Source organism: Butyricicoccus pullicaecorum DSM 23266 (assembly GCF_900167005.1).
Lineage (GTDB): Bacteria > Bacillota > Clostridia > Oscillospirales > Butyricicoccaceae > Butyricicoccus > Butyricicoccus pullicaecorum.
On the sequence record NZ_FUXW01000001.1, the window covers coordinates 73,102 to 93,723 of the forward strand.

Sequence of the window (20,622 nt, forward strand, 5' to 3'; positions counted from 1 at the left end):
TTCAAATGAAACTCCGTGCGTCCGGGGAGGCCTATCTGGAGACTATCCTTGTTCTCCATAAGAAAACGGGTATGGTGCGCTCCGTAGATGTGGCCCGGCACCTGGAGGTCACAAAGCCCAGCGTATGCCATGCGGTGGCGACCCTGAGGGACGGGGGCTTCCTGACGATGGACAGCGACTATTTCCTGCACCTGACTGATGTGGGCCGGGAAGTGGCGGAGCAGATCTACGAAAAGCACCGCTTCTTTACTGACCGACTGATTGAAGCCGGCGTAGACCCGGAAACGGCGGAAAGGGATGCCTGCCGGATGGAGCATGTCATCAGCCAGGAGTCCTTCGAGCGTCTGCGCGATGCCTATAAAACAAGAAAAGAATGATCTGCCCGCATAGCAAACGGGTGAAACAGTAACGCGGCCGGGCACATCGAACCCGACCGCGTTACTCGTCTTTCTGGAAGGCTTCCGCCTGCTTGCAGAGCGCAATATATTTTTCAATCTCTGCTTCGCTTTTCCCGGCAAAGAAGTCCACGACTGTTTTCGAGACTGTCTGATTTACCATTTCCGGGAAAATGGCGGCATCCACGCTGATATTCAATTCTTTGGCGACAAGGACCACCGTTTCAAATTTCGGATTACTTTGGCAGGTCTCCAAATCTATGATCGTGCGGGGGTTCATACCGAGGCGTTCAGCTAACTGTTTTTGCGTCAGATGCTGCCGCTTCCGTTCTGACCGCACCTTCCATGCAAATAGATCCAGCGATTGTTCACTACACATCACCTCTACATCATTGTAGGGTGTACTTCCGCTCATATAAATAACCATAAAGCTCATATCAAGTGAGTTATAACTCATAATTCTGAAGTAAAGGGCGATATAAATGAGAGTGCCAATACAGAGGAGGTCAAAATAAGGCGGGGTTTACCGCTTAAGCGGCGAATGCCCATGCCACTACGAAAAACATTCCAATAACGCAACAGCGAGCCACGCTCATGAAAGTGAGTCGTGGCTCGCTTTTTATATACTGTGGCTCATATTTCGCAAACCCCGTCTCTTTGAGTGCCTGGGCGTGGGCTACCGCTCCCCGCCCCGTTTCGTTCCGGCCTATCAACCCGAACGAAACGAAAGGAGCCAAGTATGAGCGGCAAAAAATTTTTTCAGATAGATCCCGAAAACCGGCCAAACCGGACCACTCGTGAACGAGTAGTGAGCGAAAGGGGAAGAAAAAAACTGCCTCCCGGCACGAAGGGAGGTGAGAACTTGAAACCTGACCGCCACTACGAGCATAAGCAGCACGCCTTTGACAGCTATTGCAAGAGATCCATCAAGAATGAAGCAATGAACGCTTACACGCAGCTTCGGAAACGGAGCCGGCGTGAGGTCTCACTCAGCGAGCTGCCGGAGGATGCAATGGCCTAGCTTGCGGTTTATGACCGCTACTCGTGGGAGTACACGACCTTCCCTGTGAAGGGCGCTGTGATCCTGATCGAGGACGACCGGCTGGCCGAGGCACTTCTGGGGCTGTCCCAGAAGGACCGGGAAATCTTTATGATGCACTGGTTCCTGCGGATGACCGATGAACAGATCGCCAAGTACATGGACATGGCCCGCCGGACGGTCAATACCCGCAGGCAAAAAGCCTATCGGCTGCTGAAGGAGCTGATGGGAGGTGAAGCGGATGATTAAATCTGCGTGCACGCGGGCGTCGCTGATCCCTTATCCGGTGATCGCCGCCGCTGTCGGAGGCAACCCCGAAGCGGTGAGCCGGGTAGTCCGGCACTATTCCGGCTACATCGCCGCGCTGTCTACACGGACGAGCTATGGCCCTGACGGCTATCCCCGTCCCCAGGTGGACGAAGATCTGCGCGGTCGGCTGGAAGCAAAGCTGATTATCTCCATCCTGGATTTTGACCTGAGCTGATCCAGGGCCGGGCGCTGCGTGTTCCCCTTTCCACGCGGCGTCTCGTTATAGCTCCTTTACAAAGAAAGCCCGGCGGGAGGCCTCCGGCGCAGCATAAGGCAGACGGATACGATCTGTCTGCGTGGAGCCGGTCGGCCGGTGCGCCATGACCCTGTTGCAAGTCCGCAGGACGGGACCCCTACCAAACAGGAGAGCGACGAACACCAGGCCGCAAAACAGGTGTGGCATCCTGTGGGCGAGGACGCGCAGGCAGGATAATGAGACTCCCGCGTTGAACGCCCTCAAAGCATTGCGCGGCGCACCCATCAGCATGGGCCGGGGTGAAATTCCCGTGGAGCTGCGGCCAGCAGCCATCCGTTTTCTGCCTCTTTCTTTTTAAGCAATCCTGTTGCTTTTAAGTTTATGGATAATTCATAAACTTTTTGATTAGCAGCAGACAAACCCGGAATGGCGCGTTAGAATGAGGATAGGCAAGTTATGACTTTCCTTCAACGCGCCGTTCTTGTTTTAGAAAGGGGGCTGCCATGTCACAAGCATGGAACGGTACGAAGAAGGAGTCCCCGGAGCGAAGAACTTATACGGTGGAGGACATTACTCAAATCCTGGGTATTGGCCGAACATCCGCTTATCTTCTCGTGAAGGAAGGACACTTCAAAATTGTACGAATTGGCAACGCCATACGCATTTCCAAGCGGTCATTCGATGAGTGGCTGGAGTCGCTCGACCTATGACTTAGAAAGGAAGTATCGTTATGGCTTCGATTATCAAACGCAAAAAGAATTATTCCATTGTCTACAACTATACGGACGAGAACGGTGAGACCCGGCAGAAATGGGAGACCCGCACCTCTTACCAGGACGCATTGAAGCGCAAGGCGGAGATAGAGAATCAGAAAACCACCCGGTCTTTTCTCCCGCCCAGCAATCAAAGTATCTCGGAGTTCCTGCTGGACTTCGTCTCCCTCTACGGAGAAAAGCGGTGGGGCGTTTCCATGTACGACAGCCAAAACTCGCTGATCGCCAACTACATCAACCCCATCATCGGGTATATGAAGGTGCAGGAGGTCACCCCGCGAGTAGTGGACAAGTACATCCAGACTTTGCAGAAAACCCCTGCGGTGAATACCAGGACCCATCACGCAAAGACGGACTTTGTGACCAATTCCACTATTGAGAAGATCATCAAACTCCTGCGCTGCGCGTTCAAGCAGGCGGTGCGGTGGGAGCTGATCTCCAAGAACCCCTTTGAAAATGTGATCCTGCCCAAGACGGAGTATAAGAAGCGGGACATCTGGACCGCTGATATGATCCGCACCGCATTGGACCAGTGTACGGACAGCAAGCTCTATGTGGCCATGAACCTGTCCTTTGCCTGCTCTTTGCGGATGGGCGAGATCCTGGGGCTGACCTGGAACAATGTCCATATCTCCGACGAGGATATTGCCGATGACAATGCCTATGTCTATATCGACAAGGAGCTGACGCGGGCCTCCAAACGGGCCATTGAGATGCTGGGGCAGAAGGACGTCTACCACATCTTTACGCCGCTGTTTCCCAACACCAGCACCAGAGTGATCCTGAAAAAGCCCAAGACGGACTCCAGTATCCGCAAGGTATGGCTGCCCAAGACGCTGGCCTACATCCTGCGGGAATGGAAGAAAGCCCAGGATGAGCTGCGGGGCTTTCTCGGTGACGAGTATCAGGATTATGACCTGGTAGTGGCGCTGCCCAACGGCCGACCCTGTGAGGACCGCATCATCCTGAAGGAGTTTGAGAAGCTGCGGGAGAAGGCAGGGCGACACGGGCCATGCGGAGATCGACATGATTACCAGCGTGTATGCCCATATCCTGGACGAGGACCGCAAGATCAACGCCCAGAAGTTTGAGAGCGCCTTCTATGCCAATCCCAATCTTCGGGAGGTCCATCCCCCGGAAGAACCCAGGGAACAGGCTCCCGCCACATTGGATCTGGAGGCCCTGGTGGAACAGCTCCGGCAGTCGCCGGAACTGGCAAATACCCTGGCTGCGCTGCTCTCGGCGGCACCGGGCGGCAGGTAAGTCCGAAAACTCCAATTAGCAAAGATGGGATTTTTCTTAGCAGGAACGTGGAAATCGTTCGTTTCTTCTTAGCAGGATATACATAGCAGCGCATAAAATTCTCCCGGCCTCAAACGAGCGGCAGGCCGGGAGAAGAAAAATAAAAAACGCTGCAAACCAGCAAAAAATGGCTTGCAGCGGTGCTTTTGGCACCCCCCGGCTGGGTTCGAACCAGTGGCCTGTCGCTTAGGAGTACGGTACATATCTTTATTCAGTCGTTTTCAGCCAATTATATGGCTCTTTGATAGTCCTTTTGCGTCATAAGAGATTACTAGGATGTGGCTGTTAACGAATTTTAGATCTTCGTTGAATAAAATTAACCAGTACCGTTGTCTTTGTAGGCAGAAGTGTAGGATGATATCATAGTATTTTTATTTATTGTACGGGTATGCCATGCTTGCTTGGATTCTTATATACTCTTCAATTGAAGGATCTGTTTTTGCAGCAGCCTTGAGGACCAGAGATGAAAAATTTTCAACTGGAAGGGCGTTAGCTTTTTTATACAAAGAGAGATAACTTTTCTTTGCCGTAGAAAGCTGTTCCGATTTGGATTTACTCATGCGTTCAGCTCCTTTTTTACGTGCGCCAAACAATTTGGTTACAGCAGCAATTCCTAACACACTAGCTGCGATTACAGTGCCAATTCCGGGGATAAACATAAACCACCATACATTTGCATATAAAAATGAGGCTCCTAAAACTGTTATAATAGGTACGCCAACACCGGCGGCAACAGTTGATAGTCCCTGACCTAACTTGGAAATTTCTTTTTCCGTAATATCTTGTCGTAGAATACGATAAGGAATCTGGCAGACAGGAATAAATTTATCGACCATTTCTTTATTTATTCCAATCATTCCAGCAATTTGATCAATATAGTTGGTTTCTCTCACTGTAAGATCTTGGCACCGCCCGCTTGAAAACTGAATTAAAGCGACCATCGATTGAATTAATGCATAAGCAATACTCTCTTCATTCGGATAAGGAGATAACGATTTTAGTTCTGTGATTAAAGAAGACAATTCATCGTCAACATGAGATCCGTGAGCATATACCATAAATGACTCAAAGTTTTTTTCATCCATTTGCAAATCATGTGCGAATCGGATAGTTTCCACCCAATCTAATTCACATTGTTGACTGAATAGGACTAACAGTTTACTGTATGTAAGTTTGACTGCCTGTGGCATATTTTGTATTGCCTCGATGGTATCCGTAGGTGCGGCTGGTAGTTTGGAAGCTGTTTGTAACAATTCGAGAAAGTTTTCAGGATTATCTATATCTAGATGGTATTGTGCGTTTTTTCCTTTTGTACAAAGATAAGTGCCATGTGGAGTTCCATTTTTCGTTCTTGTCACTGTGGTTTTACAGAAGTCTATGTTATTATAGGCAATACCTACTCCCTGGTTGCCTGATATAAAATGAATGCCCCAGGTAGTAAATAAAACAATGGGTGATTGAATCATACCAATGATAGATTTTTCAGCAACTTTGGAAGCATAATTTTTTAGAAAATTTTCTAGAGCTTCTTTCGTTTTTGAATCCTGTTCGAGAATTTTGTGACGGCTACTGATTAAAGCCTTCAATTCACTGTAATCTTCACCGGGAGGCGGCGTGGTTTGCTCTTCGATTGGCTGTTCTTCCCATGCAGGCATCCAACTTTGTAGATCAATATTTAGACTTGGCATTGGAAGGATATATTGTGGATCGACAATTAGAGTTAACATTTTATAGGCACGCAGGGCATCTTCTCTTGTGTTTTTGTCTCGAGAGCTCTGAATGTAGATAGCACTTAATATTTTAGCATTCACTGCAAGGTTATAGTCATTATTGACTAGAATATTAAAAAGTCTTGCAGCGTTTTTGCGATCATTGATTTTTAAATATGCATATGCACATAGTTCTAGTATGTCATTTGCATTGCCGGAATATTCTTCGGCTAATTTTACGAGCTCATGAGCTTTCTGCTTTTCATCGTCCAGAGATAGATCTAAAAGATCAATATACTCCAGTGCCCAAGAAGACGTTAAGATGTCATGTCGTAAAATGCTGAAACGGTTTAATTCATGATATTTTTCAAAGGCGTTAATAGCATGTCGGCGATATTCGTCTTTGCACTGCGCGTCTAAGCCAAAGGAATTGTTCCGATAAATGCTATTGGCTGTACTTCCTAATTGATACCAGAATGGAGGATATACATCAAACTTATTTTTTAAAGAGTAAAGCTTATTAAAACGTTTAATCGAATTTTCCTCTAGTAAAAATTCATCATATTCATGGATTTGTTGATCTGTCAGACGATATTCATCGGGAAATTCATATTCTCCAGCAAGTCGCCACGATGTTTCAAAAAGTTCTTTACTTAGCCCATTCAGTTGATCTATTGCAGCTCTTTTTAATTGCCATTCCGCTTTTTCTTTCCCCAATTGATATTCAGCTCGATTGCGACGGTAATTCATATACCCAGTACCCACTTGAGTTGCTAAAGTAAGTCCTAGCGCGATTGGGTTGCTGGTAGCAAAGATTACACCTACACTCGGAATTGCAGACCAGATGGCAGTTTTTATTCTGTGCTGATATTCGAGATCCACCATTTTTTGGTCGCCTTCTGAGATGCGGAAATAAGTTATGACATCTAAAATTTGCTTGAGTACATTTAAAAGAGCTTCATCTTTAGGAATTTGCTCTAAATTTAAATTGTTTAAGATAGCAGTATACTCTTGCTCTAATACATTGATATCGTTGTAATGAAGGATTTGTGAGACTGAAACTGTGCATAGATTCAGTGCATATGCGGCCTTCTTCTTTTCTTCGATTGTGTAAATACCGTATCCATCTTTCATGAGCATATATTTCCCCTTCCAATTAAAGTTCAATTTCCATCACTATAGGAAGATGATCTGATATGTTTTTCAAATAATATGAGAAATCGCCATCACAATACTTTTCAACTGCATCAATAACTTGAAAGGAAACATCGGAGAAAGATGAATGATCAGGGCTATATGTAAAGTGATCAAAATTATTGGCATAGCCATTTTCTTTCGATTTGAGAGTTGTTTTTTGATCTTGAAAAGTTTGAACGATTCCATATTGAGGAATGCTTATAATTTCTTCATCTACGTTTAAAAATGCTCCTTTATCGTCAGGTAAATCTGTTATATTCGGACGAATAATATTTAAGTTGTAATCACCCATTGCAATGGTATATGCAGGACGAAAGTCTCCATATCTCCGTTGACTAACTTCGGGATATATTTCTTTTACTAGCGTAGCATATTCTTGCTTACGCTTTTCGATATTGGACCAAGTAGAACTTCCGCCATGGTAGATATGGATATTCAGTAAGCGTAGATCAAAAAAACCACCGTATAAAGGTTGAAGTCGGATATAATACGGTGCACGAACAAAACTTGATGCATGTCTTTGTACAATGCGAGGTTCATATTTTCGAATAGCTCCTTGCAGTGTAGTAGTCTCTGTTAGCTTGAATTTGCGTGCGTTCCAAATATATGCATATCCTTCACTTCGTCTGCTTATTGTTTCTTCAATTTTTGTCAGATCTCTTGTTTCTCGAGGAACAGCCCAATGCAGATCCCAATTATAAAGTTGGTGCTTTACATCTTCTTGCAGTAATCTTTTAACTCCAGCTCCTTCACTCCATATTTCCTGAAATGCAACTATATCAAGATCCTCCTCGACAATTATATCGGAAATTTTCTCAAAGTCTCGGGAGGGATTTCTGCCCCAATTTTTCATATTGAAAGAGGCAATTTTATAACGCATGTGTATCACCGTCCTTCATCAGATGTCAGTAAAATTTCTTTGGCAGTGGTTACAAAGTCTTTATATTTAATACTTTATCATTTGTGTATACTCTTTGCAATGATAAAAGGAATATATGAGATTCGATATAGGTGAGGATCATGAGATGAGCGTTATATTCCATAGACGATTGTTCGTATATACAATAGGCAGGATAGAATCATTGGATGTTGAAAAATCGAAAGTTAATTGTTTGAAAATAGCTGTCTCACGCAAAAAATACATGAGACAGCTGTAGTAGTTCAAGAATGTTAATAGACAGTATTTTACATATGAGATTTGTCGTACGGTTAGGTTAAAAATTCATCTATGCCATTGGCAATTCCGGTTACAATTTTTTCTTGGTATGCGTCGGTAGCCATGAGTAAATCCTCCTCGGCGTTTGACATATATCCCATTTCCACAATAGTGGTTGGAACATTGCACCAATTGATGCCGCTCATAGTATCGGTTTCCCAGACATACTCTTTTTCACAGCCTGTCGCAGCGACCAAATGATCCAGCACTAAGGTGGACAACTGCTTACTTTCCTGATAAAGATAACCATTATAGGGGTTATCGCTTGTCTGACAAATTGTCATAGCACCTTTGGCAGCCGGATTTTCAGAACCATTGGCATGAATCCTAATGAAGGCATTTGCATTCTCATCATTGGCGATCGCGGCACGCTCAGCGTTACTGATATTTACATCATTCGATGTGCGTACCATAACTACGCGGTAACCCCGGTTTTCCAATTCGCGCTGGAGTTTTAACGCAACTTGTAAATTCAGTTCATATTCATCCAACCCGCTCGCCGTGCCGCTGGTTCCGCTTGATACTTTTGCTTTCATCTCGCTGGCCCCAGGGCCGATTGGTTCTTTTTCATGATTGCCTTTTTCTTGGTGACCGGCATCAATGACGATTGTATAATCATTGCCAGATTTTTCGGCTACTGTATCAGTCTGCGGCTCGTCTACAACAGTGCTGTTATTCACAGAAGAGCTTTCCGTTGTGGTAGGCGGAGTTGGTTCGATTTGTACGTACTCACTGCTTTCAGTGGCTATTGATGTGGAGCTTGCCGGGGCAGTGTCAGTAGAAGCGTGAGGGGCACATCCGACAAGGCTTAAAAGACTTGCGACGAGCAAGATGCGAAAGAAATGTTTCATATTATCGATATCCTTTTTTGGTTTCAAATGTAACAATCAAATCTCTGTTGGCAATTTGATACTGATTTAACATCTCCTCAGAAAAATCCTCGGGATCAATTACAGGAATATACCAATCATATTGCTCGAAATACAGGGTGAGATCCTGCGAATCGAATTTGCGTCCCAGACGAGCATAGATGCTGTTGCGTGCAATCCGGCACATATCTGCGTCAAATGTCTGGATATCAGCTTCTGTAAAGTATTCTGTGTCGCAATGTGCAATAAAATATTGCAGAGCATCTGCTGATGGCAGATAGGAGGCACTTGCGTTAGCAGAGACAAAGTCTTTGTAATAGGACCTGCCATCTATACTGATTTCATCGGCCAAATACGGTGCGCAGAGTGTATGTGTCATAGAAGGATCTGATTTATAACTAAAGTTCATATAAAATGAATTGTCGCGATAAAGCTCCCATTTTGCGGATCGGACATAAATATTACTTGGATCAATTTGCGTACGTTCAGCCGATGATCCAGTGCCCGAATACCATGTACCATACACACATTCGCGCAGACTTGACTCGCATAGCAATGCGGGCATGGGATAAGTGCCATCAAAGTCATGACTATATGAGTTGTTTTTATCGTAGTATAGATATTGCCCATCCTGCCATTCAGAAATGTTGAAAAGCTTTGTTCGATTCATTTCATAGATAGATGTACTGGAAATTTCTGCATAAACCTCTCCTAATGGATTGATCGATAATGTAAGTACAGCTTGTCCAACTTTTTCTCCGGTAGCTGAATTTACCTCATCATATCGGATTTTCCATGTGTCATCTGTATCCTGTATAATCGGCAGTAAAGTATCTCCGTTTATACTTTGATATGCGGGGGAAGATGAAGTATCCAAAGTGCTATACAGATAAGCATAGTATTCAGAATCCAGTTTTACGAGTTCTAATTCTAAGCCTAACAGATCTGTATAAGTACTTGCTGAAAAGGCTCCATTATCATCTGCACTGGTGACATACCATGTTCCTATATAGTCTGACAGTGAGATAGCGTCAGATACTGGCTCTATATTTTGATTATCTGTGTCGTTTATAGGTATGCTGACAGTATCGTGGAAAGGAAGGTCATATCTGTTCAGACCTCCAAATAACAAGCCTATACAGGAATTAACAATCAGCAAGGCGCATATTGCATTTACAATCCCAACATAAAGCCCTATTACAATCGAAGCAATAATCGCCTTGGGAATAGAAGTCTCATTTTGCTTTTTTTTCTGCGGATATATTGCAAGTTGTGTTTGACAATATTGTGCGTAGTGCTGATTGAATTGTTTGCCACAACGAATGGTACAGAACAGATAATAGATAAATAAAGCGATTGCTAAGACAATATACGTGATACCCCAAGGTAATACAATATCATTTGCATTCTTAACAAAAAGAGTCGTGAACACAGAAAACACGATGGAGAATGTTCCGAGTAAAATGTAAAAAGTGAGAAAAAACTCGCGGAATAATTTGCCTCCGCTACGATAGAAACAGAAGATAGGACCAAAGAGGAAAGCAGCCCAGTTGAAATTACTTTGTTTTACAGATGTAATATTGTTGAATTGTCGATAATAATAAGGAGTTCTTTTTTCGATGATAAGTTGTAAAGCGCTTTCGGAAAGGACTCTCCTTTCAAGCTTGCCTTGAAGAAGTGACTGAATTTTGACTAAATCGGCTTTTGTATTATATGGAATACAAGTTTCTTTTCCTGTTTTCTCCGTGATCACTAATTCTAGATGACGAATTTGGAAGGAATAACGCCAGATTCCTGCAATAGTCAAAATAAAGACCAGAAAGGCGATAAGCACTCCACCATTTTTAGAAAAAGGAATGCAAACTGTCAGTGCAAGAAGAGTTCCGAAAAGTGTAATTATAAGAGGAGAATGCTTGGTCTGCACAGCTGTACCTGCGATATCAGAGTAAGGAATTTCAGCCAATGTTTCGCATTTTACTGTATTACGACCCAATCGTTTGCTGATAAGAATGTGGTCACTATATAATTTGGACGTTATTTCTGTAAAAGCGTTCAAAAGATTATAATATGTGCAGGAAAATGATGCCTCTTCGGCTTCCCGCTTTGGAGACTTGGGAGAGGATGGTGCCGTCTCTTGGAATACTGGAATTGCTTGTGTAGCTGAACTTTCATTTGGCGATGTTATTGGTCCAGAAGTTTCCGTTGTCGTTTGCGATTTCGCGATAGTGGTAGGTGCGCCGCAAATCGGGCAAAAGCTGGAATCGTCAGGAATTATTTTGCCGCACGTTTGACAGCGAAAAGCAACCACTTTTGTGCCACATTTGCTACAAAATTGTGCGTCATCATCTAGTATAAATCCGCATTTTTTACATGGTGTTCCCATTTTTCCACCTCATTTTATAAAATATAATATGATTTGAAAATATGCTTGTCCCAAGCCATAGCCGCATAGACTTCCGGTAACAAAACGTCGTATATTTGTGGAAAGCAATAGTTTCATTCGCTGCAAATACCAATCGAGAAACATGATAAAGCAGAGAAAGCTAATCCAGTCTTTTGATAATAGAAAAAAATGACTTGATACAATGCCTAATGTTTGACCAATGAATACACCGGTACATCGAGCACAAACGGGAAATTGATATCCTCTGAGGAAAAAGCTTCGTTCTGGCATTTGGTGGCAACCTGTGACGCGCCCTAAAAGCATAAGATATTGATAGACAGATTTTTTCATTCGCTCATTGCCAGACCGAATAGCAGACCTACAATCAGGCTGATAATGCTATATGCTGCAATTCGGGTCCAGAAAGCTGTGACCTCATGCTCAGGTAAGAGTTTTTCCACAGGCCGACCAGTTACTTCCTCAATCCTTAAAGCGATAGAACCCCAAAGTCCTAAAATGATAAGAATCAAAATGGCAATAATCCATATTGGCTTTTCCGTTTGAACATCCATTGATAAAAATGCACCGATAATTGCAGTATATATTGCTGAACTGCGCATGGAAACGCTGGCCTGCTCCATGGCAGAATGTGTTGCCATAAATTCTTTACCACAATTCTTGCAGACCCACCAAGTGGCACTTTTAATTTTCGTTGTTGTTTGCCCACAGGCACCACATAGAAGTCCTGCTGGCCCTAACAGAATCATGCCACAGCAGCCATCCCAAAAGCTATATCCTCCAGAAGTCGTTATATCTGTTTTGACAATGGGATGACAGAATTCCGCGCCAGAATGGCAATTGGGACAAATAACACCATGATCACAGGTGTTTTTATCTAATGCTGCGTCTTGCTGTTTGGGCGGTAGATTCACGTTATCACTGGAGGAAGCTTCTGCAATAGCTAACGATTTTCCACATTTTTTACAGTATTGATGTTCATCTGAGTTTTCTGCGCCACAGAATCTGCAATACATAGTTATCACCTCGGCCCTACATAAGATAATAAAATATGATATCTTATAACATATTTTAACACGGTGAATCACCCTTTACAATAACAAAAAAGAGGTGATATAGCATAATGGAGAAGCAGCAACTGAGCGAAATCGGTCAGCGTTTACGGAAGCGGAGGCAAGAGCTGGGCCTAACGCGTGAAAAAATGTCTGAGTTAGCAGATATCGGAACGGGATATTATGGTCAGTTAGAGGTTGGCACATCTCAGATGTCTATTGATACATTAATTAAGCTATCACGCTCTATGCATCTGCCGATGGAGTATATCCTGTTTGGAACAGGGTACGAGCCGGGTGACTCATCAGCAGTTCTCGACTTACTCCAACGGTGTACACCACGGGAACTCAAGTTGGCAGAGGAAATACTGAAACTGTTTTTAATGAGAATAGAGTAGAGGCCACAGCGGGGGGCATCTCCGTTGCGGCCTCTGCTTTTGTCTTATCGTAACAGCCATAATCCAGCGATTTATTGCCACCAAGCAGCTAGTTCAACCAAATCCAGGAAACTTTGGAAGTCCTCTTCGTATTCGATTTCTACATTTCGAAATGCATATGTATCTACATTTGTTACATAGACAATAATACCAGATACATCAATATCAATTGGATTGCTTTCAAACGACTCTCCATAGATATCATACAATGTAAGATGCAACTCTAATGACATTTTAACAGGATAAGCGTATCCATCCTGCACCTCATATCGGCTACCTGTTTGCTGAGCCGCTGGATTCTGGCTGATTGGATTTGGCATATAGACGGCTACTTCAATGGTTTCGATATCATCCAGATAATAATGAAAATTTGCATCTTCTAATTGCCGTATGATTTCTTTTTGGGTAATTGCTTCGACAATGCCAGACTCTAGCATTTCTGTAGTGACCTCTTTGGGGGCTGTGCTGCGGAAGAAAATAAACCAAACCAGAAGACTAATGACTAAGAGAATCATAACTGTTGCGGCACAACCGGATTTATTGTCATTTTGAGTTTTTGCAAAATCGCTGATATTTTTGGTTCCTGTTGATTCCTGATGAAATTCGTTTGTATTCATTTTCTCTGCCCCCTTACTTTGAGTATCTTTTATTAAAAAGATATCAAATCTTCCAACAAAAAAGGTTAGCCAACAGCTAACCTTTTTGCGTTATAATAATGTTATTATGGAGCGGGAGGGATCAGAAAAGATGAAAAATACGGATGAACTCACGCATGAAATCCAGATGGCTGATGATATTGTAAGTTACTTTGAAAAAAACCGAGATGAAATGCAGATATGCACTCTGCCGGAGTATCTGCAGGAATGGCTGGAGCGGAAAGAATTGACACGAGCGGATGTTGTGCGTCATTCTAATCTGAATAAAGCCTATGTGTATCAGATTTTCTCGGGAAAGAAATTCCCTTCTCGCGACAAGGTAATTGCGTTGGCTTTCGGTTTGCAATTGACAGTTGGAGAAACACAGAGCCTTCTTAAACAAGCAGGTCATCGGGAACTTTATCCGCGAGATCCCCGCGATGCACTGTTGCTCTTTGCTTTCAGCAAAAAAATGTCTATTATTGATGCCAATGAACTTCTTTATGACCATGAAATCGAAGTATTAGAATAGAAAATCCGCTGACTTTGGGTCAGCGGATTTCTTTTAGTCAGATTTTGGCATCTGCTCGATGGCTGCATAGATCGCGATTACCGCAGGTGCATAATTGTCATATTCATCGATTGTAATGGGCGTTATGATCTGATCCTTTGTGACCTTTACGAGGCTGTGTAATCCCTTATATGCATAAGTGCCGTACCTGATGAGAAATGTAGCGTTCAGACAGCCGAATACCAGTGCACCATCCGTATCCATATAACCAGAATAGAGAATCAACAGGTCTGGATTTTCTGCTTTCAGCAAATCATAGGCATTTAATACTTCTGTTCCGGCGTATTCGTACATCAGGGGAGCGGTACCATCTGCAATGGCTTTTTGCAGCGCTGCGGTATCGATCTGGTCATCTTGCCAGACTTGCGTATCTGACATTCCTAATACAGAAAGCATAGTGACGCGGGAAGAGGGATCAAGAAATACTGAAAGACATACGAATGTAAACAATGCTGCGCACGATAAACAGATTGGACGGATGATCCAACGAAAAAGTCGGCCTCGATATACCGCACGACGGATCTGCGCAGCCGATGCATAGCGATCTTTAGGGTCAAGTGCAGTACATTTTCGCAAAATGTGCTTCCATCTTCCACGGCGAGAGATTGGCCCCAGTAATTGACGAAACGTAGCTCCCAGCGCATAGAGATCGGTGCGGGCATCGGTCTGCGAAAAACCGTACTGTTCTGGCGGTGCATATCCGCGTGTGCCCAGTAAATGCGTATCTTGTACTTGATCGTTTTTTGGCTGACGAGCGGCATCAAAGTCGATCAGGCGAATGTGTCCATCCGATGCCAATAGTAGGTTATCGGGCTTGATATCTCGGTGAAGAATGCTGTGTACGTGAAGAAATTCCAGTACCTGACATAATTCGAGAAAGGCCTTGGTTAATGCCCGCTCGGAAAGAGAGACACGTTGCAGGGATACACCTTCGATATATTCCTCGATTATGTAAGTTTTTCCGTCACGATATTCTACGGAGAAAATCTTTGGCAGATAGGGATGATTCATTGCCCGTAAATTTTCATAGACTGGATGCTCGCCGCGCAGCACCTTTGATACGACCCGCTGGCCGGTTTCCGTATTCAGCATGAGCGTAATCAGGCTCTTTGGCGATTGGTGCAAAACCTGAATCTCTTGAAGCATGGGGCTCACCTCCACCGGCGTGACTATTATATTCAGTTTATCACCAAAAATCTCGGATAGAAAGATATGATGGCAAAAAAAGACAGTCCTTCAAATATAGGAATGGACTGTCTTTGCGTTATTTATGGAGATACCGAACTCGGCGATAAAAAGTGCTGGAAGTCATGTTAAGGCGTTTCATCGCTTCAACAGCGGTAATTTCGCCGTTTCTCCAGCGTTTGACCACCATTTCAAAATCTGGATGTTGGATTGGTTTGCGGCCGGTATATTTGCCCTGTGCTTTGGCAATTGCAATACCTTCGCGCTGACGCTGGAGGATATATTCCCGCTCGAGCTCAGCAACAGCTCCAAATACAGTCAGCATGAATTTCCCAGTGGGGGTAGTTGTGTCGATTGCTTCCTTTTGAGAAACAAACTCTACACCTTTGGCTGTCAACTGTTCTGTTAGCCCTAGAAGGTCGCGCGTATTTCTTGCAAAGCGGCTGATAGACTCAACAATAACAGTATCGCCCTTACGTACATAATCCAACATCTTTTTTAATTCCGGACGATCGGTATTCTTTCCACTCATCCGGTCGATATAAACTTCATCTACTCCCAGTGCTTCCATCATATATTCCTGGCGGATGGTGTTCTGTTCGCGTGTGCTAACACGAATGTATCCGATCTTCAATTGTTATTTCTCCTTTGATGCATGAAAGAAATTCCCATTAGGGTCATCTTTGCATATGGCATATGTCAAAAGCTGAGAATTGACCCTAATGGGATATTTTTTTGCCATGTCAATAGCGTGTACCCTAATGACATATATTCGACCTTTGGCACAATCACTATATTCGATAAAGCTTACAGATCTATCTCATATAAGTACGATTCGATCTCATCGAATGTGAGTCCGAGGGCTAATAGATGGTCTATATCTTCTGAAGAATAGCCAAAGCTACTGGCGACGGATTTCAAATCCTCCAAATACAGCATGTCTTCTGCGGTTGTTAGAGGTGGATGATATCGTTTGGCTCGTCCATTCCGGCAGCAAGTAATTCCACGGAGAGGAAAACGGTTGAGCCATAGATGGTTCATACTGAATTTTGTGCGTGTGATTTGACCAGAGCAGTCAACTTTAGCGATCTCTCCACTGTCCAGTGGAATATGCTCTGGAGCCTCTGAAGGAAGGTGCATATTGGGCATTGCTTTTTCTAAAATTTCCTTCGTAGAAGCATAGATGAGAAGACCTGCTTTGGGGTAACGAAGGATGCATAGGGGATTGTTGCCTTTAATCAGGTACAGATGGTTTGCTTTGTCCAGTACCGTAAAAGAAAAAGAGCCCTCAATCTGTTCTGCCATATTGCGCAGCGTATCCAGATTGAGGGCTTTTTGTTTTTCGATGAGTTGAACCGCGATATAACTATCTGTTTGGATCTTCCTGTGGGGCAACTTACGCGCTCGGCGCAGGTCAGCATCGTTATAGATCATACCGTTGTGAGCCAAGGCAAAGTCCGTTCCACCAGCCTTTCCACGAAAGGGATGGTTATTGTAGTTTTTCTTCTCACTTCCCTGAGTGGTCATTCGGGTATGACCCATCACCACAGAAGCACCGTGTGGAATGCGAAATCGAAGCCTGTGAGCGGGCAACGGCTTTTTGAAAATATGAAGGGATGTACCGGTGTTATAGGCGATTCCGGTAGCATCAATCCCTCGAATCTCACACTCTTTTGCTAAAGCAGACAGTGTTCTGTTTTTCTGGAGATCGCTGAGGAAGCCGCCGTAATCGAAAAGACCGAATAAGCAACACATTAGAGTTCTACCTCACTTTCTACAGGTTCATTTACATAAAGCCTGCGTTCTTTCAGATATTGCACAAGTTCAGGCTGATGACAGTCGGAGACAAAGGTTGTCCAAGACATGGCTTTTAACTCCTCGTCAGAGAGAGAAAGAGCCATATCACAGATGCGATCAACCATCTGCAATGTGGCAATTAGAGTGTTGTATTTCAGCGTGCCTCGGAACATACGAAATTCAATAGTATCATGATTTCGGAGATTTACGCAGGTATATCTGCCGCCGTGATAGCCCTTTTTCGCATGGTCGAGGATATCCATAGGTTGCTCCTTGTATCCATACCGAGCAGCCCAGCGTTCTAGCTGGAGAGCTGTTCTTCGAGAGAACTTGAGCAGTTCTTCCCAATTCTTTTCAAAGAAGTAGAGGATTCGGGCAATACAGGCATCCTGCTGTTCTTCGAGCACTCCGAACGCGCTGCGGCTTACATGGATATGAAGCCCACAGGTTCCAGCCTGATGAGAGCTGTAGCCTAATTCTACACATTTCTGCAAAATAGCTTGCCAGGGCATTTCCTGTTTGTGATAGTCCAGCGCCATTGGATGGGTTACCAATTCAAAACCGTCATTGAGAGACCCATCGTGTTTACAATATAGGGTCTCAGCTCCGTTGCTTTGGGAGACTTCGAGCAAGGATGCGGCTTTTTTGCGGATTTCACCACCGTTGTCTAATTCCAACTCTATCCCATAATAGCGGGGGCCTTCTCCATAGAAAATTGGTTCTGGCTTATAGTTATAATCATGAATTACCCGTTCCAAAGACGAGCGGGTATAGCAGTCGTAGCACAAAGGGGTATCATCATCTTCATCGGTTTCTGCATAGTAAATATCATCCAGATGAATGACTCTGCCGCAGTCGTTGCAAGTGACATAGCTGCGATCATAGCAGCTTTCACATAATGGAATCCGCGCATCACCAGCGTTATCATCGTTGTAAATGCGTTCTCCACATTGAGCACAGAGCACGGTTCTTTCCTCAGCACAAGTGGGGCACAGACAGTCATCATCCAGATAAATGCTCTGGCTTTCGGCAAAGTTTTCGCCGCATAAAACACAAGTAGCCATCGGTTCCATAGACATTATTCCTCCATTCTGAATATCATAAGACCATACTCAGTTTTCAAAAATAGTTCCGGGCTAGAGAACATTTTTTGATATCGCTCCAGCTGGTCGGCAGTTAAGCTTACAAAGGATTCGCTTTCCGGTGGAGCACCACACAGAAACACCGTGCCGCAGAGAATATCGTACACCTCTTTTGTCTCCGGGTGACGGAGAACACGATTAGGAGGCAGTCCGAGCAGCTTACCTTCATCGTTGCAGATTACGGCGACAGGTTCTTCAAAAGGATAGACCGCCTGGATTATGCCTCCCACAAGGGATTGCATGGTTTCCAGACGGCCATCTATTTCTTGTACAACAGGTTTTTTATTTGGTGCGATAGTCAGTATTGTCATAGTTATCCTCCTGTAAAATTAGATCAATCGCGGCACATAAAGCCGTAGCTGCACCGGCAATGACAATAGCCCAGATCTTGCTGGGCGAAAAATTCAGTTTATCATTTGGGATCACGCTCCTTTACAGTAATCAGTTCACACGGTTTGATATACGCGAAATAGCTTCTGTGCCAGTTCCCACAGTACGCTGCGGATAGCTGATAAAATAACATAAAGCATATTGAATTCCTCCTTTTTGGACTCGTAAATATAAATTTTTAGAGAAAAGTAAGCAGAATTGCGAAATTTTCTCCAATAAAAAGACAGACCATTATTCTCGTAAATCACTGGAATTACGGGGATAACGGTCTGTCTATTAAATAATATATGATATGAAAGAGACAAAATAACGCTAAACAAGCTATAAAGAGCACAAATACATTTTATTCGTTATGAGAAGTTAAGGAGGAATTTTTATGAAATATTTTGATATCACTTGCGAACAAGACGAGGAAATGTTGGATGTTGAATATGAGTTTTTAACTCCAAGAGAAGTTATGAATCTCCTTTGCATTGGGAAAAGTACATTTTATCGACTGGTGCATTCGGGAGAACTTCCGGCATTTCGTATTGGCAAGCTCTGGCGCGTTAAGCGTAGTGATTTGAAGAGATTTGCTAATCACTGATTTCCATTGGGCGAATGGGCAGATGGGCAGTATAAAACAGAAAAATCCAACATACAGCAGCCATTTTTGCCTAATTAGGGAAAATTAAGATTTGTCTTTGCCCATTTGTCCATCTGCCCGAGATGATTTTAGTGTTTGTACGGCTTTTTTTAAATCATTTGATTTAGCAATTAAGTTATCTAGTTCTTTTAGTATTGCAGCAGAATTGTCGATGGCATGAGCAATGGTTTTACTACTAGCGTCGGAAGGCGTAATAACCTTACCTAACACAGCGTAAGTGTGAAGTAGTAAATCAAATTGCTTATTATATTTTGTCAAGTGATCCAGCAGGAAGATTGCTTCAGACTTGTCATCGTCATCATCTTCGTCATCCTTATCATCCTCTTCGTTTTCACCCTCGTTATTATCATCAATTGGAGATGCATTATAGCCGAGATCAGAGAGATTAGCCATCTCTAGTGGGGAAAATAGCATATTATCACCGTTGAAATCGCCATAATAATCCTTAAATAGTTTATCTGCCGATTCTTTAGTATCACTTTCTTTAATACATAGCATGTACAGTAGGCGTATACCAAAGGGTATATAACCTAAAGGATAATATAAATCTTTACACAATGCGGCGTTGAGTTTTTCATAAAGATCATTTTTTGATAATGACATTAAATCGTCAAGATCATATCTAAAATAGAGCTTTAACAAGTTTGATTTACTTTCAAACAAATATACGGATGCATGAATATCACAGCGACCCGCTTGATATTCATGAATAATTCCGTTTAGGAAAATATCTAGATACAGAGCATGCCTGAAAAGGGGTTGAGACTCTGCAAGATCCTGCATTTTTTGTGCTTTGAGCCCGGCATGATTTAGTTCAAGAGGGAGAAATACTTGCGCGTACGTTCGGCATTTACTTGGGGGGAGGTTATGGGGGTCGTCCACTAAAATTGAGTAGAGACCTTTTCCATCAATATTTTCTTCATAGGGAATTGGATTGCTTCGAGCCATATATGCAGCAACCAATACAGAAAGAATTTTATTAACATTGGCAGTATCAGGAAGTATCGCAGTTAGGTGTTCGATAACGGTATTCGTTTTGTTCAGTGCAGGAAAGAAAAAATCTTCAATATTCTGTGAATCAATATTAGAATCTTGCTGGTCGGGAGTTGCATTTTGAGTACTAGTAAAGCTACTTTTATGCAACCAATGCAGCCATTGAGGACTAATAGGCTCCCAATGGGCTTGAACTGTATTGCGATAGATAGAAAGCCATTTGAAACGTTGATCTGATTTCTTTTTGAGATGGATATCCTCTCTAGGAAATTGATTCCAGTATGTTACGATATCATTCATTGCGTTTTCGTAGGTATGCTGGTAATCAGAAGTAGGGGTGAAATGCATTTTTTTATTCAGTCCTTAAA

The 20,622-nt window shown here is 43.4% G+C and carries 24 protein-coding genes; 10 read left to right on the forward strand and 14 right to left on the reverse strand.

All coding sequences use genetic code 11. The features are described 5' to 3' along the window. Positions 1–5: 5 nt before the first annotated feature. The gene (locus B5D52_RS00355) at positions 6–377 is read left to right on the forward strand and encodes a metal-dependent transcriptional regulator (RefSeq protein WP_016147913.1); all 372 of its coding nucleotides are present in this window, start codon (positions 6–8) and stop codon (positions 375–377) included. 61 nt (positions 378–438) lie between these two features. On the opposite strand, the gene B5D52_RS00360 is transcribed toward B5D52_RS00355, so the two are convergent. Beyond that, the gene (locus tag B5D52_RS00360) at positions 439–822 is read right to left on the reverse strand and encodes a helix-turn-helix transcriptional regulator (RefSeq protein WP_242946527.1); all 384 of its coding nucleotides are present in this window, start codon (positions 820–822) and stop codon (positions 439–441) included. Positions 823–1,257: 435 nt separating this feature from the next. On the opposite strand from B5D52_RS00360, the gene B5D52_RS16415 reads away from it, so the two are divergent. The 6 genes from B5D52_RS16415 to B5D52_RS16775 all read left to right on the forward strand — a co-directional run bounded on the left by B5D52_RS16415 (position 1,258) and on the right by B5D52_RS16775 (position 3,975). Then, a complete protein-coding gene (locus B5D52_RS16415; RefSeq protein ID WP_242825629.1) occupies positions 1,258–1,416 on the forward strand; it encodes a hypothetical protein in 159 nt (52 codons plus the stop codon). Between the two features lie 45 nt (positions 1,417–1,461). Further along, entirely contained in the window at positions 1,462–1,683 is a 222-nt protein-coding gene (locus B5D52_RS16420) for an RNA polymerase sigma factor (RefSeq protein WP_242825628.1), read from the forward strand. Continuing rightward, on the forward strand, positions 1,676–1,918 hold the full coding sequence (locus B5D52_RS00370; protein WP_016147909.1) for a helix-turn-helix domain-containing protein: 243 nt from the start codon (positions 1,676–1,678) through the stop codon (positions 1,916–1,918). The genes B5D52_RS16420 and B5D52_RS00370 overlap by 8 nt, the downstream gene beginning before the upstream one ends. Before the next feature lie 524 nt (positions 1,919–2,442). Next, on the forward strand, positions 2,443–2,649 hold the full coding sequence (locus tag B5D52_RS00380) for a helix-turn-helix domain-containing protein (protein WP_003510854.1): 207 nt from the start codon (positions 2,443–2,445) through the stop codon (positions 2,647–2,649). A gap of 20 nt (positions 2,650–2,669) precedes the next feature. Continuing rightward, complete coding sequence (locus tag B5D52_RS00385) at positions 2,670–3,803, forward strand: site-specific integrase (RefSeq protein WP_016147907.1); 1,134 nt, start codon at positions 2,670–2,672, stop codon at positions 3,801–3,803. Then, complete coding sequence (locus B5D52_RS16775) at positions 3,739–3,975, forward strand: hypothetical protein (protein WP_413813315.1); 237 nt, start codon at positions 3,739–3,741, stop codon at positions 3,973–3,975. The genes B5D52_RS00385 and B5D52_RS16775 overlap by 65 nt, the downstream gene beginning before the upstream one ends. Before the next feature lie 410 nt (positions 3,976–4,385). Here B5D52_RS16775 and B5D52_RS00390 read toward each other — a convergent pair whose 3' ends face one another. The 6 genes from B5D52_RS00390 to B5D52_RS16185 all read right to left on the reverse strand — a co-directional run bounded on the left by B5D52_RS00390 (position 4,386) and on the right by B5D52_RS16185 (position 12,422). Then, positions 4,386–6,857 carry a hypothetical protein gene (locus B5D52_RS00390; protein ID WP_143149449.1) on the reverse strand — a complete coding sequence of 824 codons (2,472 nt, stop codon included), beginning with the start codon at positions 6,855–6,857 and terminating at the stop codon, positions 4,386–4,388. 22 nt (positions 6,858–6,879) lie between these two features. Continuing rightward, positions 6,880–7,800 carry an exonuclease/endonuclease/phosphatase family protein gene (locus tag B5D52_RS00395; RefSeq protein ID WP_016147905.1) on the reverse strand — a complete coding sequence of 307 codons (921 nt, stop codon included), beginning with the start codon at positions 7,798–7,800 and terminating at the stop codon, positions 6,880–6,882. 329 nt (positions 7,801–8,129) lie between these two features. After that, positions 8,130–9,014 (reverse strand): N-acetylmuramoyl-L-alanine amidase, encoded by an 885-nt coding sequence (locus tag B5D52_RS00400; RefSeq protein WP_242825627.1) that lies wholly within the window; start codon positions 9,012–9,014, stop codon positions 8,130–8,132. Next, entirely contained in the window at positions 8,989–11,388 is a 2,400-nt protein-coding gene (locus B5D52_RS00405) for a zinc-ribbon domain-containing protein (RefSeq protein WP_016147903.1), read from the reverse strand. The genes B5D52_RS00400 and B5D52_RS00405 overlap by 26 nt, the downstream gene beginning before the upstream one ends. A 9-nt stretch (positions 11,389–11,397) precedes the next feature. Then, positions 11,398–11,739 carry a DUF2085 domain-containing protein gene (locus tag B5D52_RS00410; RefSeq protein WP_073993798.1) on the reverse strand — a complete coding sequence of 114 codons (342 nt, stop codon included), beginning with the start codon at positions 11,737–11,739 and terminating at the stop codon, positions 11,398–11,400. Then, complete coding sequence (locus B5D52_RS16185; RefSeq protein ID WP_016147902.1) at positions 11,736–12,422, reverse strand: zinc-ribbon domain-containing protein; 687 nt, start codon at positions 12,420–12,422, stop codon at positions 11,736–11,738. The genes B5D52_RS00410 and B5D52_RS16185 overlap by 4 nt, the downstream gene beginning before the upstream one ends. Before the next feature lie 107 nt (positions 12,423–12,529). Here B5D52_RS16185 and B5D52_RS00420 point away from each other — a divergent pair, with 107 nt between their 5' ends. Beyond that, positions 12,530–12,856 (forward strand): helix-turn-helix domain-containing protein, encoded by a 327-nt coding sequence (locus tag B5D52_RS00420; RefSeq protein WP_016147901.1) that lies wholly within the window; start codon positions 12,530–12,532, stop codon positions 12,854–12,856. Positions 12,857–12,927: 71 nt separating this feature from the next. Here the strand turns inward: B5D52_RS00420 and B5D52_RS00425 are convergent, their stop codons facing one another. Next, complete coding sequence (locus B5D52_RS00425) at positions 12,928–13,512, reverse strand: hypothetical protein (RefSeq protein ID WP_016147900.1); 585 nt, start codon at positions 13,510–13,512, stop codon at positions 12,928–12,930. Positions 13,513–13,642: 130 nt separating this feature from the next. Here B5D52_RS00425 and B5D52_RS00430 point away from each other — a divergent pair, with 130 nt between their 5' ends. Continuing rightward, on the forward strand, positions 13,643–14,062 hold the full coding sequence (locus B5D52_RS00430; protein ID WP_016147899.1) for a helix-turn-helix domain-containing protein: 420 nt from the start codon (positions 13,643–13,645) through the stop codon (positions 14,060–14,062). Positions 14,063–14,095: 33 nt separating this feature from the next. Here the strand turns inward: B5D52_RS00430 and B5D52_RS00435 are convergent, their stop codons facing one another. From B5D52_RS00435 to B5D52_RS00455, 5 genes are all read right to left on the reverse strand, one after another. Further along, on the reverse strand, positions 14,096–15,247 hold the full coding sequence (locus B5D52_RS00435; RefSeq protein ID WP_016147898.1) for a serine/threonine protein kinase: 1,152 nt from the start codon (positions 15,245–15,247) through the stop codon (positions 14,096–14,098). Positions 15,248–15,365: 118 nt separating this feature from the next. After that, a complete protein-coding gene (locus B5D52_RS00440; RefSeq protein ID WP_016147897.1) occupies positions 15,366–15,920 on the reverse strand; it encodes a recombinase family protein in 555 nt (184 codons plus the stop codon). Between the two features lie 173 nt (positions 15,921–16,093). After that, on the reverse strand, positions 16,094–17,041 hold the full coding sequence (locus B5D52_RS00445) for a class II glutamine amidotransferase (RefSeq protein WP_016147896.1): 948 nt from the start codon (positions 17,039–17,041) through the stop codon (positions 16,094–16,096). Next, the gene (locus tag B5D52_RS00450; RefSeq protein ID WP_016147895.1) at positions 17,041–18,156 is read right to left on the reverse strand and encodes an amidoligase family protein; all 1,116 of its coding nucleotides are present in this window, start codon (positions 18,154–18,156) and stop codon (positions 17,041–17,043) included. The genes B5D52_RS00445 and B5D52_RS00450 overlap by 1 nt, the downstream gene beginning before the upstream one ends. A gap of 5 nt (positions 18,157–18,161) precedes the next feature. Then, complete coding sequence (locus B5D52_RS00455) at positions 18,162–18,536, reverse strand: DUF3846 domain-containing protein (protein ID WP_016147894.1); 375 nt, start codon at positions 18,534–18,536, stop codon at positions 18,162–18,164. Between the two features lie 455 nt (positions 18,537–18,991). Between B5D52_RS00455 and B5D52_RS00460 the strand changes: the two genes are divergently transcribed. Continuing rightward, the gene (locus B5D52_RS00460; RefSeq protein WP_016147893.1) at positions 18,992–19,201 is read left to right on the forward strand and encodes a helix-turn-helix domain-containing protein; all 210 of its coding nucleotides are present in this window, start codon (positions 18,992–18,994) and stop codon (positions 19,199–19,201) included. An 84-nt stretch (positions 19,202–19,285) separates the two neighbouring features. Here the strand turns inward: B5D52_RS00460 and B5D52_RS00465 are convergent, their stop codons facing one another. Beyond that, on the reverse strand, positions 19,286–20,554 hold the full coding sequence (locus B5D52_RS00465; RefSeq protein ID WP_147535108.1) for a hypothetical protein: 1,269 nt from the start codon (positions 20,552–20,554) through the stop codon (positions 19,286–19,288). Positions 20,555–20,622: the final 68 nt, after the last annotated feature.